The following is a 14314-nucleotide window of genomic DNA, read 5'->3' as shown; positions in this document are numbered from 1 at the left end:
CGATCCGGACGTCAGCGGAGCAGGGCCCCGGCGCCGAGGTCGAGCAACTCGGCGGCCAGTGATCGGCCGAGACTGTCCGCTTCCTGCATCTCGGCGATGGCCGACGCGCGCAGGATCCGGACGGAGTCGCCTTCGACCCCGGTCGCGGCGACGCCGCGCAGCGAGAGCCGCTCCACCACGGCGCCTTCGCTGTCCAGGTCCTCCACCACCTCGGCCAGTGCACCGACGGGCGCGCTGCAACCGGCCTCGAGCGCGGCCAGCATGGCCCGCTCGGCCGCCACGGCGGCCCGTGTCGCTTCGTCATCCACAATGGACTGAAGCAAGTGTTCGGTGTCCACGTCGTCGACGCGGGTCTCCACCGCCAGCGCGCCCTGGGCGGGCGCGGGCAGCATCTGGATGGGATCCAGGGTCTCGGTGATGACGTCGAGCCTGCCGACCCTGGCCAGCCCGGCGCGGGCAAGCACCACCGCGTCCAGTTCCCCGGACGTCACCTTGCCGATCCGGGTGTCGATGTTGCCCCTGATCGGCACGACGTCCAGCCCGAGGCCGAGCGCGCGCAGCTGTGCCATGCGGCGTGGCGACCCCGTGCCGACCACCGAGCCCGGCGGCAGCTCACCGAGGGTCAGCCCGTCCCTGGCGATCAGGGCGTCCCTCGGGTCCTCCCTCGGCGGCACCGCGGCCAGCGCGATGCCGGGCTCCGCGGCCGTCGGCAGGTCCTTGTAGGAGTGCACCGCCACGTCGACCTGCTTGTTCAGCAGGGCCTCGCGCAGCGCCGACGTGAACACCCCCACGCCGATCTCGGCGATCGGCGCGGTCGAGCGGTCGCCGGGCGTGGACACCGTGACGATCTCGACCCGCTGGCCCGCTTCCTCGAGTTTCCTGGCGATGGTTCCGGTCTGCGCCAGCGCCAGCTTGCTGCCCCTGGTGCCGATCCGGATGGCGTTCTCACTCACGCTTGTCACCGTCGATCTGGTCGTGCTTGGCGGCCGCCGACGGGCTGGACACCACGGTGGGCGCCTGCGGGTCGAGCTCGAACAGCTCGCGCAGCGCGTTCGCGTAGTCGGTGTCGGCCGTCTCGGCGGCGAGTTGCTTGACGCGCACCGTGGGCGCGTGCAGGAGTTTGTCCACGACCCGGCGAACCGTGCGGTCCAGCTCCTCGCGGACGTCGGCGTCGAGCTCCGGCAGCCGCCGGTCCAGGCGCAGCAGCTCGGCGTCGACCACCTCGGCGGCCCGCTTGCGCAGCGCGGTCACCGTGGGGGTGACGGCGGCGCTGCGCTGACCCGCGAGGTAGGCACGCACCTCGTCGAGCACGATGCCCGCGGCGCGTGTGGTCTGCTTCTCGGTGGTTCCGCTTCCGGATTCGTGCATCCGGCGGCGGACGGTCTCCAGGTCGACGACCTCGACGCCCGGCACCGTGGCGACGTCGCGCTCGACGTCGCGGGGCAGGCCGAGGTCGCAGACCACCAGCGGCGTGCCGGTACGCGGCTCGACGTGCTCGGCGGCCAGCACGGCGCCCTTGGCTCCGGTGCAGGACACCACCACGTCGGCGCCCGCGACGGCCGTGGCCAGCTCGCTCATCGGCACGGCCTCGGCGGGCACGCCCTGCTCGGCGACCGACGCGGCGAGCCGCCGGGCGTTGTCCAGCGTCCGGTTGGCGACGGTGATGCCGCCGATGCCCGCCTTGCGCAGCTGGGCGGCGGTGAGCGCGCCCATCGAGCCTGCGCCGACGATCAGCGCGCGCCTGCCGGTGAGCTCGCCCGCGGCGGCCAGAGCCTCCGACACCACCGAGGCGCCGAGGGCGTCGAGGCCGGTCTCGCTGTGCACGCGCTTGCCGACACGCAGCGTGGTCTGCACGAGTTCGTGCAGCGTCCTGCCGACGGTGCCCGCGTCGCGGGCCGTGGCGTAGGCGCCCCGGACCTGGCCGAGGATCTGCGTCTCGCCGACCACCATCGAGTCGAGGCCGGACGCGACGGAGAACACGTGCTCCACGGCGGCGCCCGCGTAGTGCACGTAGAAGTTGTCGTAGAGATCGGCGGGCGCCATGCCCGCCTGCCGGGCCAGCACCTCGGAGATGTCGCCGAGGCCGCCGTGGAAGGTCTCGACGACCGCGTAGACCTCGATGCGGTTGCACGTGGACAGGAGCATGACCTCCGACACGTGCTCGGTCTGCTGCAGCTCGTGCAGCACCTTGCCGTGCTCGGCGGCGGGAACGGCGACCCGCTCCAGCGTCTCCAGATCGGCCGTCCGGTGGGACAGCCCGAGCGCGAGGATGCTCACGACGGCATCACCGCCGGGTCGACCACGTGGCCGTTCACCCCGCCTGCGGCGGCTTCGGCGTTGTCCGCCCTCCGCGCCACGTGGAAGGACAAGATCTGCAGTTCCACAGCCAGGTCGACCTTTCGCACCTCGACATGTTCCGGCACTTGCAGCACCACCGGCGCGAAGTTCAGGATGCACTGCACTCCGCCCGCGACCAGGCGATCGCACACCGACTGTGCCGCGGCGGGCGGCGTCGCGATGACCCCGATGGAGATCTGCCGCTCGGTGCACACCCGCGGGATGTCGTCGAGGTGGGACACCGGCAGCCCGCCGACCGGGACCCCGATCAGGTCGGGGTCGATGTCGAACAGCGCCTCGACCGGGAAGCCACGGCCGGGAAACCCGCCATAGTTGGCCAACGCATGGCCCAGGTTCCCGATTCCCACCACGGCCACCTTGTGCTGGCGGGTCAGGCCGAGGGTGCGCTCGATCTGGCCGACGAGCACCTCCACCTCGTAGCCGACGCCCCGGGTGCCGTACGAGCCGAGGTAGGACAGGTCCTTGCGCAGCTTCGCCGAGTTGACGCCCGCTGCCGACGACAGTTCCTCGCTGGACACCGTCGTGGAGCCCTGCTCGGCCATCGCGGAAAGCACCCGCAGGTAGACCGCGAGCCTGGCGACGGCGGCCTCGGGAATGGCGCGGGCGCGGACCTCGGGGTCGGCGCCGTTCTCGCCGACGGCCGGCATCTCGGCGGTGGGAGCGTTGTCGGCGTCGGGCGTACCCGGCGGCCTCGTGCGCTTGTGCGCGGCTCCGGCCCCGTTTCGCCGGCCCCGCTGTGCCACCACGCTGGCTCTCCTGTCGCCGAAATGAGAAGTCAACCCTTGACCCGGCGCACGCGAAGGTGTTCGATACCGGCGCGCACGGGGTGTGTGGCAATAACGGTAAGCCATTTGTGAACGCAGGCACAAAGTGGCTGGTTGAGGGGTTGACCTAGCACACATTCCGGCGTTTTCTGACGTTTTGTCAGCTCAGGCTCGTGCCGGGCGCGGACGACGGCGGGCACGCGCCCGTGGCACGTGCCCGCCGTGACTGAAAGCTCACCGGATCACGAGTTGGTGCCCGGGGTCAGCACCGTGTCGATCACGAAGACGGTCGCGTTCCCGGTGGGGATGTTGCCGCAGAGGACCTTCGCGCCGTTGACGGTCATGTTCTCGCCGGAGCCCTCGATCTTCACGGGGCCGCCGTCGGCGTTGAGGCTGTCCACCTCACCGGCCTGTTCCAGGCCCTCGGCGTCGTAGCGCTGGCCGACCACGTGGTACTGCAGGATCGGCGCGAGCTGGTCGGGCTTGGCGGCCAGCTCCTTGAACTTCTGCTCGCCGAGCGCCTCGAAGGCCGGGTCGGCGGGCGCGAAGACCGTGATGGCCTCCTGGCTGTTGAGGGTGTCCACCAGGTTGGTGGCCTTCACCGCGGCGACGAGCTTGGTCAGCAGCGGATTGGTGCTGGCGGCCGTGGCCACCGGCTGCGGGCCCATCGAGTTCAGGCTGCCCGGCTCGTCGCCCTTGGGCAGCTGCGAGCAGGCAGGGCCGAACACGTCGGCGTTGGTGGTGACACCCTCGCCGCTCGGGGCCGCGGAGCTCTCCATCGGCGCCGTGCTGGAGGGGGCCTGCTGCTGGGCAGAGGAGTCGGTCTGGCCGCTTGCGGCGTCCTCACCGCCGCCGCAGGCGGCCAGGGAGAGCAGGGCCGCCGCGGCGATTCCGGCACCGGCGATGCGTCGGGTGTTGCTCACGAAGATCACTCCGTTCGGGGCTGATTGTGTCGTCGTGAGGCATTCGGAGCACCGGGCCGCGCGGATGGGTGCTATCGGGTGGTGAACGTGACGGTGTGCCGTCCGGTCGCGCCGTCGGGCAGCACGGGGGCGCGTTCGGCGGTCTGCGTGTAGCCGGACTTGTCCGTCGCGCGGCAGGTCAGCTGGTGGCTGCCGGGCCTGCGGACGTCCAGTTCGAGCTGCCACATGCGCCACGTGTTGTCGTTGACGTCGGCCGACAGCTCGGCCTCCTGCCACGGGCCGTCGTCGAGGCGCACCTCGACCTTGGCGATGCCGGTGAACTGCGCCCACGCGATGCCCGCGGCCACGACCCTGCCGGGGGGCACGGTCTGGAAACCCTTGGGCGCGTCGATCCGCGACTGCGTCTTGACCGGTGCCTCGCGGGCCCAGTCGCGGTCCAGCCAGTACGCCCGCCGCGCGTCCCAGGTGGTGAGCTCCAGGTCGGTGACCCACTTGGTGGCCGAGACGTAGCCGTAGAGGCCGGGGATCACCATGCGCGCGGGGAAGCCGTGCTCCAGCGGCAGCGGCTCGCCGTTCATGCCGATGGCCAGCAGGGCGCCGCGCTCGCGGTCCATCGCGTCCTCCACAGGAGTGCCACAGGTCCAGCCGTCGGCGCTGGTGGAGAACAGCTGCTGCGCGCCGGGCCGCACGCCCGCCTCGTCGAGCAGGTCGGCGAGGTCGACGCCGATGAAGTTGGCCGTGGAGATGTAGGGGCCGCCGACCTCGTTGGACACGCAGCACATCGTGATCGTGCGCTCGACGAGCGGCCTGCCGCGGATGTCGGCGTAGTCGAAGCTCAGCTCGCGCTCCACCATGCCGTGGATGCGCAGCGTCCAGTCCTCCGCGCGCACCTGGGGCACCACGAGCGCGGTGTCGATGCGGTAGAAGGCGTCGTTCGGGGTGAGGAAGGTCGGCGTGCCGAGCTTGGCGAAGTCGGCGTCGGCCGGGATGGGCGGCGCCTTGCGGGCCACCTTCAGCTCGCCCACGGCCCTGCGCGAGCTTCCCGCGTCCTTCGCGCGGCCCACGAGCTGCCCGGTCAGCGCGGCGATACCGGCACCCGCGGCGACCCCGCCGACGCCGGTGAGGAACCGGCGCCTGCTCGCGGCGTGGATGCCCTCGGCGACGGCGAGCCCCCTGGCGTGCAGCCAGCGGAACACGACCAGCCCGGTGAGCAGGCTCACGGCCGGGGCCAGCAGGGCCAGCTGGCCGAGGTCGGGCCGGGTGTGGACGGCGAAGCCCGCGAGGACGCCCAGCGCGACGACCACGACGACGCCCGGCCACGCAGTGCGCCGCGACAGCAGCCCGGCGGCCACGGCCACGAGCACCAGCACCACCGCCATGCCGCCGAGCAGCACGAGTTTGTCGTAGGTGCCGAACGTCCGGACCGCGAAGTCCTTGAGCCAGGCGGGGGTGAGGTCGATGGCGGAGTTGCCCACCGCCAGGTACGGCGAGGCGTTCGGACCGACGAACGCGGCGACCAGGTGCCCCCCGGCGAGCGCCGCGGCGAGCGCGAGCACCCCCGTGAGTGCGGCGGCGCCACGGGACAGCCGCGTTTCGGCAGTGGCAGGTCGGGGGGTGGTGCCGGGTTCGCTCATACCCCCATATTCGGCACCGACGGCCGCGTGGACTGCTCCCCGAGCGGTTACGGGTGGCTTACGACCACCCGGGGCCGCCCGAGCCCAAGGCCACCTTCGGTACGCATCGGGTACCCGGGGTGCCCTTCGGCTCGGCGCCGGGTCACGTGCTCAGGGCCGCGCGCAGCCGGTCCTCCTCCACCGACCAGTAGCCGTGCTCGGCGCCGTCCACGAGGATCACGGGCACGCGGTCGCCGTACTCGGCCCGCCACTCCGGGTCGGAGTCGACGTCGGCCGCCGACCACGGCACGCCCAGCTCGGCGCAGATCCGCTCCACGTCCCGCTCGGCGCGCACGCATGCCGAGCAGCCGTTCCTCGTCATCACGGTGACCTGGTGGCTCGTCATGGCACCATCATTCCCGCAGCCGCGCCCTGCGCACCTTGCCGGTGGCCGAGTGCGGCAGCCGTTCGGCGAACTCGACCGTGCGCGGCACCTTGTACCCGGCGAGCCGCTCGGCGCACCGGTCGAGCACCTGCTGCTCCGACAGCGCCGCACCCGCCGCCGGCACGACGACGGCCTTCACCGCCTCGCCGCTGCGTTCGTCGATGACCCCGACGACGGCCACCTCGGCGACCCCGGGCAACCCGGCGATGACGTCCTCGACCTCGTGCGGGAAGACGTTGAAGCCGTTGACGATGATCAGGTCGTTGGCGCGGTCGACCAGGTGCAGGTCACCGTCGACGTCGATGTAGCCCACGTCGCCGGTGCGGAACCAGCCGTCGGCGTCCGGGCCGTGGGCGCCGTCGGGCCAGTACCCGGAGAAGAGGTTCGCTCCCCGCAGCGCCACCAGGCCGGTGCCGCCCGACTCGTCGGCGAAGGTGTCGGCGGGGTCGGCCGGGTCCAGCGGCACCGCCTCCGGGGTGCCGTCGCTGTCCACCAGCCGCAGCTCCACACCGGGCACGGGGCGGCCCACGGAGCCCGGCTTGGCGTAGCCGGTGGCCAGCGTGGACGTCACCACGGGCGCGGCCTCGGTGAGGCCGTAGCCCTCGAACACGGCCAGCCCCGTCGCCTCGCGCATGGCCGCGAGCGTGCGCGGGTGCAGGGGTGCGGCACCGGAGATGAGCAGGCGGACCGTGGACAGCGCCTCGCCCACCTCGTCGGGCGGCAGCGCGGCCAGCTCCGTGTACATGCCGGGCACGCCGAGGACCACGGTCACTCGGTGAGCGGCGCAGTCGGCAAGGGCCTTCCTGGCGTCGAAGCGCTCAGCCAGGACGAGAGTGGCTCCGGCGGCCGTCGCCTGCAGCAGCCCGGGGCCGAGGCCGTAGATGTGGAACAGCGGGATGGCGAGGAACACCCGGTCACCGGGCCTGGCGACGGGCGGGCTGAGCTCGCCGACCTGCGCGACGTTGGCCAGCAGCGCCCGGTGCGACAGCATCACTCCCCGCGCGGGCCCTGCGGTGCCCGAGACGAAGCAGAGGGCGGCGATGTCCTCCCCGCCGGGTGCCGGTTCCACCGGCCCGCCCTGCCCGCCGGCTACGGCCGGGTCGATCGGTTCGAGCACCGCGAGGCCGTCGCCGAGGCCGGTGCCGTCGCGGGTGAGCAGCAGCCGGGCGCCTGCCTCGGTGAGGATCGGGCGCACCTCGGCGGGCGGCGCCTGCGGCGAGAGCGGCACCGCGACGCCCCCTGCTCGCGCGACGGCGAAGAACGCCACCGCCAGCTCGGCCGAGGTGGGCAGCCGCAGCGCCACGCGGTCACCGTGCGACAAGCCGGCCTCCAGGAGTGCCCGCGCCTGCGCGTCCACGGCGGCGTCCACGCCGGCCCAGGTCAGCGAGGCCCCGGACGCCGTGTCGACGAGCGCGGCGGCGTCCGGTCTCTCCTGCGCCGCGGCGGTGACAAGCTCCGCGACGTTCTGCAGCTCTGCGGCCACGGCCGGCCCCCTTTCGGTCGGGCACAGTGTGCCAGCCTCCTCCCCCGTCATGGGGAGGATTCACGGTCGTCTCCCGATCGCAACAACGACACCACTACCTACTTCGCGGTAACAACGCGTATGCTCCGACAGGCGACGTAGTGGCGATGATCACGCGGAGTCCGGGAACGGGCCCGGAGGAGGTGCAACACGATGAGCCTGCCGATCGCTGTTGCGGCTGGTCCAGCACCTGCACGGCTTCGGGCCGTGAACACCGTGGACACCGTCGACACCGTCATGCCGGTGGAGCATGCCGTGGCCGATCCGGCCGACGCCGCCGTCGCCGAGAACTGGGAGCTCGTGCGCGCCGCCCAGCGCGGCGACACAGCGGCCTTCGGCAAGCTCTACGACCGCTACGTGGACTGGGTGTACCGCTACGTCCTGCTCCGGGTCGGCGACCGCCACCTGGCCGAGGACGTCACGAGCGAGACGTTCCTGCGCGCGCTGCGCCGGATCACGTCGATCTCCTACCAGGGCCGCGACGTCGGCGCCTGGTTCACCACGATCGCCCGCAACCTGGTGTTCGACCACGTCAAGTCCAGCCGGTTCCGGCTCGAGGTCGTCACCGACGAGGTGTCCGAGTCGGGCACGCACCCGTTCGGCGGGTCCGGGCCGAACGGCGCGCCGGGGCCCGAGCAGCAGGTCATCAGCAGGACCACCAACGACGAGCTCTTGCGCTGCATCGCCGACCTCGGCGACGACCAGCGGGAGTGCATCATCCTGCGGTTCATCCAGGGGTACTCGGTGAGCGAGACCGCCAGCATCATGCAGCGCAACGAGGGTGCCGTGAAGGCCCTCCAGCACCGCGCCGTGCGCAGGCTCGCCAAGCTGCTGCCCAGCGAGCTGCGCTAGCCGCCCGCTCGTTGAAAATCGCACCGTAACTTCCGGCGTCCCGCATTCGTTTCCACAGCGAAAGAATCGATTGCCAAGTGCCTGAAGGCGGGGCGACGCGTGGACAAGCCTCGATGGCCGCGCGCGCGGCTCCGGGAACACGAGCGGTTCGCCCGTGCCGTCGAGGACGGGCAGGGCTCCGAGTTCGGTGACGAGCTCGCGGTGGTGTCCGCGCTGCGCAGGCTCGGGGCCACGGCCCCTGACCTCGACGAGGGCACCAAGGCGCGCATCACCGAACGGCTCGCCACGTCGTCCGGGACCACGCGGCGCAGGCCTCGCCTCGCACCGGTGCTGGCCGCCGCGCTGGCCGTGCTGCTGGGCCTCACCGGCATCGGCCTCCTGCTGTCCGGCAACGCACTGCCCGGCGAGACGCTCTACGAGCTCAAACGCGCCCGCGAGGCCACCGTGCTGCACCTGACCTTCGACGACGAGGCCAGGGCGCTGAAGCACCTGGAGTACGCCGAGCGGCGGCTCGACGAGCTCGCGGAGCTGGCCGAACGCGGCGCCCCGGCAGGCGGGTACGCCATCGCGCTCGACGACTTCTCCGGCGACACCACGGCAGGCGTCGCCCGGCTCACGGCGCTGGCCACCGCCTCCGACGGCCACCAGCTCCGCGACCTGCGGTCCTGGGCGAGCGAGCAGGCGGGCAGGCTGCTCGCCCTGCGGCCCGCGCTGCCCCCGAGCGCCGCCACCGAGCCGCACGAGCTGCTGCTGCGCATCGAGCAGCGCGCGCTGGCGCTGGGTGAGCGGATGGCGTGCTACCGGATCACCTCGGGCCGCTCCGACGAGCTGGGCGCGCTGCCCGCCACCGGCACGTGCGCCTCGCCGGAGGCGGCCGGGCCGGAGCGCACCGCGCCGCGGCGCCCGCCCGCGGACCCCGGCGGCACCAGCCGCGCGCCGCTCGTCGCCGACCTCGTGCCGCCCGCGTCGTCACAGGCGCCGTCGCGGATGGCGCTGACGCCCGAGCCGACCCCCGCTCCGCCCACCGCGCCCGTGACCACCACGCCGCCGGTGGTGCCCGCTCCGATCCCGGCGACCACCGGCCCACGGCTACCCGACGCCACGTCGCCACCGCCCCCAGCGGTGTCCATCCCGCCGTTACTGCCAGGGTTGCCGGACGTAACCGTCGGATAGCTCTCCGGTGTCGCCGGTATCCTCGATACTCTGTGCACAACACCGGGGTCGAGCTCGAACGTGGAGGCGGTGTGCGTGTCGCTGTGGCGGAGCCGCGGTAAGGGGCAGGAACGCGAGCGGCGCGCCGCGCTGGCCGGCGAAGCGTCCGCCGATGCCGCCGTGGCCATGGAGAGCGCGCTGGCGACGGTCGAGCCGCCTGCGCCGCTGCGCGACACCGGTGAGCCCGCCCCGCCGCCCGCGCCGCCCGACCTGACGGCCGCCGCCTTCTTCGACGTGGACAACACGATGATGATGGGCGCGTCGATCTTCCACTTCGCCCGCGGGCTCGCCGCGCGGAAGTACTTCACCACCTCCGACCTGGCCGGGTTCGCCTGGCAGCAGGTGAAGTTCCGGGTCGGGGGCAGGGAGAGCCACGACGGCATCCAGTCGCACCGCGAGCAGGCCCTGTCCTTTGTGGCGGGACGGTCGGTGGAGGAGATGGTGGCCGTCGGCGAGGAGATCTACGACGAGCTGATGGCCGACAAGATCTGGGCGGGCACCCGCGCGCTGGCGCAGATGCACCTGGACGCGGGCCAGCGCGTGTGGCTGGTCACCGCCACCCCGGTGGAGCTGGCGGCCATCATCGCGCGGCGGCTGGGCCTCACCGGCGCGCTGGGCACGGTCGCCGAGAGCGTCGACGGCGTCTACACCGGACGGCTCGTCGGTGACCTGCTGCACGGCAGGGCCAAGGCGCACGCCGTGCGGGCGCTCGCCGCGAGGGAGGGGCTGAACCTGCGCCGGTGCACCGCCTACTCCGACTCCCAGAACGACGTGCCGATGCTGTCGGTGGTCGGCACCGCCGTGGCCGTGAACCCGGACGCGGGGCTGCGCGACGCGGCACGCAGGCGCGGGTGGGAGATCCGCGACTTCCGCACCGGCCGCAAGGCCGCCAAGATCGGCGTCCCTTCGGTGCTCGGCGCCGGGGCCGTGGCGGGTGCTGTCGCCGCGGGCCTCGCCTACCGGCGCCGCGCCTGACCCGCCGCCGGTCCCCGGACCCTCAGCCCTTGAAGACGCTGCGTCGCTGCGACAGCCGCCGGTAGAGCATCTGCTGGATGGCCTCGCGCACCTGGTCGGTGAGGTTGAACACGAGCATCGGGTCCTCGTGCGCCTCGGGGTCGTAGGCGTCGGTGGGCAGCGGCTCGCCGAACTCGATGTGCCACTTCGTGGGCAGCGGGACCGCACCCAGCGGCCCGAGGAGCGGGAAGAACGGCGTCACCGGGAAGTACGGCAGGCCCAGCAGCCTGGCCAGCGGCTTGAGGTCACCGAGCTTCGGGTAGATCTCCTCGGCGCCGACGATCGACACCGGCACGATCGGCACGCCGGTGCGCAGCGCCGCCGAGACGAAGCCGCCCCTGCCAAACCGCTGCAGCCGGTACCGCGACGAGAACGGCTTGCCGACGCCCTTGAACCCCTCCGGCCACACGCCCACCAGCTCACCGGCACCGAGCAGCCGCTCCGCGTCCGGCGCGCACGCCAGCGTCTGCCCCGACTTGCGGGCCAGCGTGCCCAGCAGTGGTGTCTTGAACACCAGGTCGGCACCCAGCATCCGCAGGTGCCGGTGGTACGGGTGGTTGTCGTGCACGGCGAGCGCCGTCATGACCGAGTCGAGCGGGAGCACACCCGAGTGGTTGCAGACCAGCAGGGCCCCGCCGTCCAGCGGCAGGTTCTCCACGCCGTGGGTCTCGACGCGGAACCACCTGTCGTAGAGCAGCCGCAGCGGCGGCAGCACCACCGTCTCGGTCAGCTCCGGGTCGAAGCCGAACTCGTCGACGGTGAAGTCACCGGTGAGCCGGTGCGCGAGGAACGTCAGCAGCCTGCCGAGCCGGTCCTGCTCCGCGGCGGGCCCGGTGCCGGCCGAACCGCCCGGGAACAGCACCACCGGCGCGTCCCGGTCCGGTCGCGGCGCCTGCCCGCGCCCGGGGCCGCCCCCGTCCCTGTGCAGGGGGATGACCTGCGCGGAACTGCTCGTCGTCACAGCTTCGCCCTCCAACCGTCGACCGCGGTGGCCAGCCCGGCGAGCCGCTGCCCGTCGACGACCGGTCGCAGGCCCCTGCCCTGCACGTAGTCGTCGAACGCGTCCTGGGTGGTCCACCGGGGGATGTAGCCGAAGACCTTCTTGAGCCGGGTGTTGTCCACGACCCGGCCGAAGTTGAGCAACCGCACCTGGTCGGACGAGAAGTCGACGACCCGCGCACCGCGCAGGAGCCTGCTCACCGACGGCATCATGGCGCGCGCCACCGGCAGCTCCACCCGCCCGGCCCTGCGGATGGCCTGCGACAGCGTCAGCACACCGTCCCCTCCGACGTTGAACACGCCCGGCCGGTCGTGCAGCGTGGCCTGCTCCAGCACGGCAAGGGCGTCGGAGGAGTGCACCAGCTGCAGCCGCGCGTCGTACCCGAACACCGTCGGCACGACGGGCATCGCGAAGTAGCGGGAGAGCACCGTGTCCACGTCCGGCCCGATCAGGTTCACCAGCCGGGCCGTGGTCACCGTGATGTCGGGCCGCCGCCGCGCAAGGCCGCGGACGTAGCCCTCCATCTCCACCGCGTCCTTGGCGTAGCCGTTGGACGAGGCCGGGATCAGCTCCGAGTCCTCGGTGAACACGGCGGGCGAGCGCGAACTGGCGCCGTACACGGCCGCCGTCGACTTGACCACGAGCTTGCGCACGAGCGGCGAGCGCTGGCAGGCCGCGAGCAGGCGCATCGTGCCGATGACGTTCACTTCCTTGATCGCCATCCGCCTGCCGGGACCCGCCGGGTGGCACGTCGTCGAGGCGTGCACCACCGTGTCGACCCGGGCAGTGCTGATGATCTTGGCGATCAGCGGGTTGCGGATGTCCGCGCGGACGAACTCGGCGTGGCCGATGCGGCGCAGGACCTCCTCACGCGGCGGGGAGGTGTCGACACCGATGACCCGTTCCAGGTCCGGGTTGTTCCCCAGCCGCGTGAGCAGCCTGCCGCCCAGTTCGCCGGCGACCCCGGTGACGAGGACGATGTTGGACGGCATCAAACCCCCTGGCGGGCACGAATGGGGTGCAAAGGCGAGGCGCTAGTCGGATGTTACTCCCGGGAACGGGTCGCGGAACCGTCCCTAACACGCTATTTACCGGGGTTACGCCTCGCGGCCACCAGGACTCCCCTGAACGCGTGACGCGCAGGGGGCCGTGCTTACTTGCCCTGCTTGCGGCGCTGCACCCGCGTGCGGCGAAGCAGCTTGCGGTGCTTCTTCTTGGACATACGCTTGCGGCGCTTCTTGATCACCGAGCCCACAGATGCTCCTTCACGTCGGTCGTTCCCTCGCATGGGCAAGCACGCGAACGGCCTATCAGCCTACCTGGGGCTTTTCCGGCACCTCGCCTCGGCCTTGCCATGCACGGGACGCGCGCGGCTCAGCCGACGTCGAAGTACGCGTTGTCCAGATAGTCGTGCACGGCCTTCTCGGGAACCCGGAACGACTTGCCGACGCGAACGGCAGGCAGCTCGCCCGAGTGCACGAGGCGATAGACGGTCATCTTGGAGACGCGCATGAGCGACGCGACTTCAGCGACCGTCAAGAATTGGACCTGCCGGGGCCCGCCCGGCACGTCGTCTTTCCTGTTCGGCAGCATAAGGTTTTCACCATGTCCCTTGACACGTGTCGCGCCGCCTGGCTTCCCCACCGGGCGGTATCGACACGCACGTGCTACCACCGAGGGTAGCGGGACTGCTGGGACTCGTGCGACGGCTATCGAGGGGAACGACTGGCCCGAATGGCCCACGCGCGGGGCGACCCCGCGCAGCGTGGCCGCCGGATCAGTCGCGTTCGTGCCCCTTGCCGAGTTCCACCGATCGGTCCCTCGCCGCCTCGATCGCGGCGAGCAACGCGGCCCGGACGCCGTGCTTCTCCAGCTCGCGGATCGCGTTGATCGTGGTGCCCGCGGGCGAGGTGACGTTCTCGCGCAGGATCACCGGGTGCTCGCTGCCCTCGGCCAGCATCTTCGCCGCGCCGACCGCCGACTGCACGATCAACTGCTCGGCGACGGCCCGGGGAAGGCCGAGCAGGATCCCGGCGTCGATCATGGCCTCGACCAGGAAGAAGAAGTAGGCGGGCCCGGAGCCGGACAGCGCCGTCACCGCGTCCTGCTGCGACTCGGGCACCTCGACGACCTTGCCGACGCAGGACAGCATCTCCTCGACGATGCGAACGTGCCCGGCGGTGGCGTGGCTACCCGGCGACACCGCGCTCATGGCCTCGTTGACCAGCATCGGGGTGTTCGGCATCACCCGGACGACGGGGGTGCCTTCGGGGAGCCTGCGCTCGTACAGCGACGTCGGAAGGCCCGCACACAGCGACACCACCAGCGAACCGGGCCCCACCAGGGGCGCGAGCTCGTCCAGCACCGGGTCGATGTCCTGCGGCTTGACGGCCACGACGAGCACGTCGGCGCGCTTGGCCGCGTCGGCCACCTCGACCGCGGCGATGCCGTAGCGCGCGGTCAGCTCGGCGGCCCGCTCCGGATGCCGCTCGGTGAACAGCAGGTCACTCGCGCTGCGGCCGCCGTGCAGCAGCCCCGACAGCAGCGCCTCGCCGATCTTGCCGGCACCCAGTACGGCGATAGTCGTCATGCCCCGAGACTAGGCAAGCCG

15 protein-coding genes are annotated in these 14314 nt (G+C 72.2%); 3 read left to right on the top strand and 12 right to left on the bottom strand.

The window, feature by feature from the left end:
• Positions 1–11: 11 nt before the first annotated feature.
• From hemC to BAY60_RS07595, 7 genes are all read right to left on the bottom strand, one after another.
• A complete protein-coding gene (gene hemC / locus BAY60_RS07625) occupies positions 12–953 on the bottom strand; it encodes a hydroxymethylbilane synthase (RefSeq protein ID WP_112280056.1) in 942 nt (313 codons plus the stop codon).
• Positions 946–2277 carry a glutamyl-tRNA reductase gene (locus BAY60_RS07620; RefSeq protein WP_112280055.1) on the bottom strand — a complete coding sequence of 444 codons (1332 nt, stop codon included), beginning with the start codon at positions 2275–2277 and terminating at the stop codon, positions 946–948. Before BAY60_RS07620 ends, hemC begins: the two co-directional genes overlap by 8 nt.
• Positions 2274–3104: a redox-sensing transcriptional repressor Rex gene (locus BAY60_RS07615; protein WP_112280054.1), complete on the bottom strand. Its 831-nt coding sequence runs from the start codon at positions 3102–3104 to the stop codon at positions 2274–2276. Before BAY60_RS07615 ends, BAY60_RS07620 begins: the two co-directional genes overlap by 4 nt.
• Positions 3105–3364: 260 nt before the next feature.
• Positions 3365–4054: a fasciclin domain-containing protein gene (locus tag BAY60_RS07610; protein ID WP_112280053.1), complete on the bottom strand. Its 690-nt coding sequence runs from the start codon at positions 4052–4054 to the stop codon at positions 3365–3367.
• Positions 4055–4116: 62 nt separating this feature from the next.
• The gene (locus tag BAY60_RS07605; RefSeq protein WP_112280052.1) at positions 4117–5679 is read right to left on the bottom strand and encodes a molybdopterin-dependent oxidoreductase; all 1563 of its coding nucleotides are present in this window, start codon (positions 5677–5679) and stop codon (positions 4117–4119) included.
• 142 nt (positions 5680–5821) lie between these two features.
• A complete protein-coding gene (locus BAY60_RS07600) occupies positions 5822–6064 on the bottom strand; it encodes a glutaredoxin family protein (RefSeq protein ID WP_112280051.1) in 243 nt (80 codons plus the stop codon).
• Positions 6065–6071: 7 nt separating this feature from the next.
• On the bottom strand, positions 6072–7586 hold the full coding sequence (locus tag BAY60_RS07595) for an AMP-binding protein (protein ID WP_425466448.1): 1515 nt from the start codon (positions 7584–7586) through the stop codon (positions 6072–6074).
• A 276-nt stretch (positions 7587–7862) separates the two neighbouring features.
• On the opposite strand from BAY60_RS07595, the gene BAY60_RS07590 reads away from it, so the two are divergent.
• The 3 genes from BAY60_RS07590 to BAY60_RS07580 all read left to right on the top strand — a co-directional run bounded on the left by BAY60_RS07590 (position 7863) and on the right by BAY60_RS07580 (position 10664).
• Positions 7863–8477, top strand: a complete 615-nt coding sequence (locus BAY60_RS07590; RefSeq protein ID WP_425466462.1) for a sigma-70 family RNA polymerase sigma factor — start codon at positions 7863–7865, stop codon at positions 8475–8477.
• Between the two features lie 99 nt (positions 8478–8576).
• Positions 8577–9650, top strand: coding sequence for a DUF5667 domain-containing protein (locus tag BAY60_RS07585; protein ID WP_112280048.1), 1074 nt, complete (start codon positions 8577–8579; stop codon positions 9648–9650).
• A gap of 60 nt (positions 9651–9710) precedes the next feature.
• Complete coding sequence (locus BAY60_RS07580; protein ID WP_112280047.1) at positions 9711–10664, top strand: HAD family hydrolase; 954 nt, start codon at positions 9711–9713, stop codon at positions 10662–10664.
• 22 nt (positions 10665–10686) lie between these two features.
• On the opposite strand, the gene BAY60_RS07575 is transcribed toward BAY60_RS07580, so the two are convergent.
• The 5 genes from BAY60_RS07575 to proC form a co-directional block, all read right to left on the bottom strand.
• On the bottom strand, positions 10687–11664 hold the full coding sequence (locus BAY60_RS07575; protein WP_112280046.1) for a lysophospholipid acyltransferase family protein: 978 nt from the start codon (positions 11662–11664) through the stop codon (positions 10687–10689).
• Positions 11661–12695, bottom strand: coding sequence for an NAD-dependent epimerase/dehydratase family protein (locus BAY60_RS07570; protein ID WP_112280045.1), 1035 nt, complete (start codon positions 12693–12695; stop codon positions 11661–11663). Before BAY60_RS07570 ends, BAY60_RS07575 begins: the two co-directional genes overlap by 4 nt.
• Positions 12696–12856: 161 nt before the next feature.
• The gene (locus BAY60_RS07565; RefSeq protein WP_005453035.1) at positions 12857–12958 is read right to left on the bottom strand and encodes a 30S ribosomal protein bS22; all 102 of its coding nucleotides are present in this window, start codon (positions 12956–12958) and stop codon (positions 12857–12859) included.
• Between the two features lie 119 nt (positions 12959–13077).
• Entirely contained in the window at positions 13078–13296 is a 219-nt protein-coding gene (locus BAY60_RS07560; RefSeq protein ID WP_112280044.1) for a helix-turn-helix domain-containing protein, read from the bottom strand.
• 184 nt (positions 13297–13480) lie between these two features.
• Positions 13481–14293, bottom strand: a complete 813-nt coding sequence (proC, locus tag BAY60_RS07555) for a pyrroline-5-carboxylate reductase (protein ID WP_112280043.1) — start codon at positions 14291–14293, stop codon at positions 13481–13483.
• Positions 14294–14314 lie beyond the last annotated feature (21 nt).

Source organism: Prauserella muralis, from assembly GCF_003202285.1.
Lineage (GTDB): Bacteria > Actinomycetota > Actinomycetes > Mycobacteriales > Pseudonocardiaceae > Prauserella_B > Prauserella_B muralis.
This window is presented reverse-complemented; position numbering and strand designations above follow the sequence as displayed.

Excerpts from the sequence above, each read along its gene's own strand:
- BAY60_RS07605 (WP_112280052.1), bottom strand. The coding sequence starts at position 5,679 with ATGAGCGAACCCGGCACCACCCCCCGACCTGCCACTGCCGAAACGCGG.
- BAY60_RS07600 (WP_112280051.1), bottom strand. The coding sequence starts at position 6,064 with ATGACGAGCCACCAGGTCACCGTGATGACGAGGAACGGCTGCTCGGCA.
- BAY60_RS07590 (WP_425466462.1), top strand. The coding sequence starts at position 7,863 with ATGCCGGTGGAGCATGCCGTGGCCGATCCGGCCGACGCCGCCGTCGCC.
- BAY60_RS07570 (WP_112280045.1), bottom strand. The coding sequence starts at position 12,695 with ATGCCGTCCAACATCGTCCTCGTCACCGGGGTCGCCGGCGAACTGGGC.
- BAY60_RS07560 (WP_112280044.1), bottom strand. The coding sequence starts at position 13,296 with ATGCTGCCGAACAGGAAAGACGACGTGCCGGGCGGGCCCCGGCAGGTC.
- proC (WP_112280043.1), bottom strand. The coding sequence starts at position 14,293 with ATGACGACTATCGCCGTACTGGGTGCCGGCAAGATCGGCGAGGCGCTG.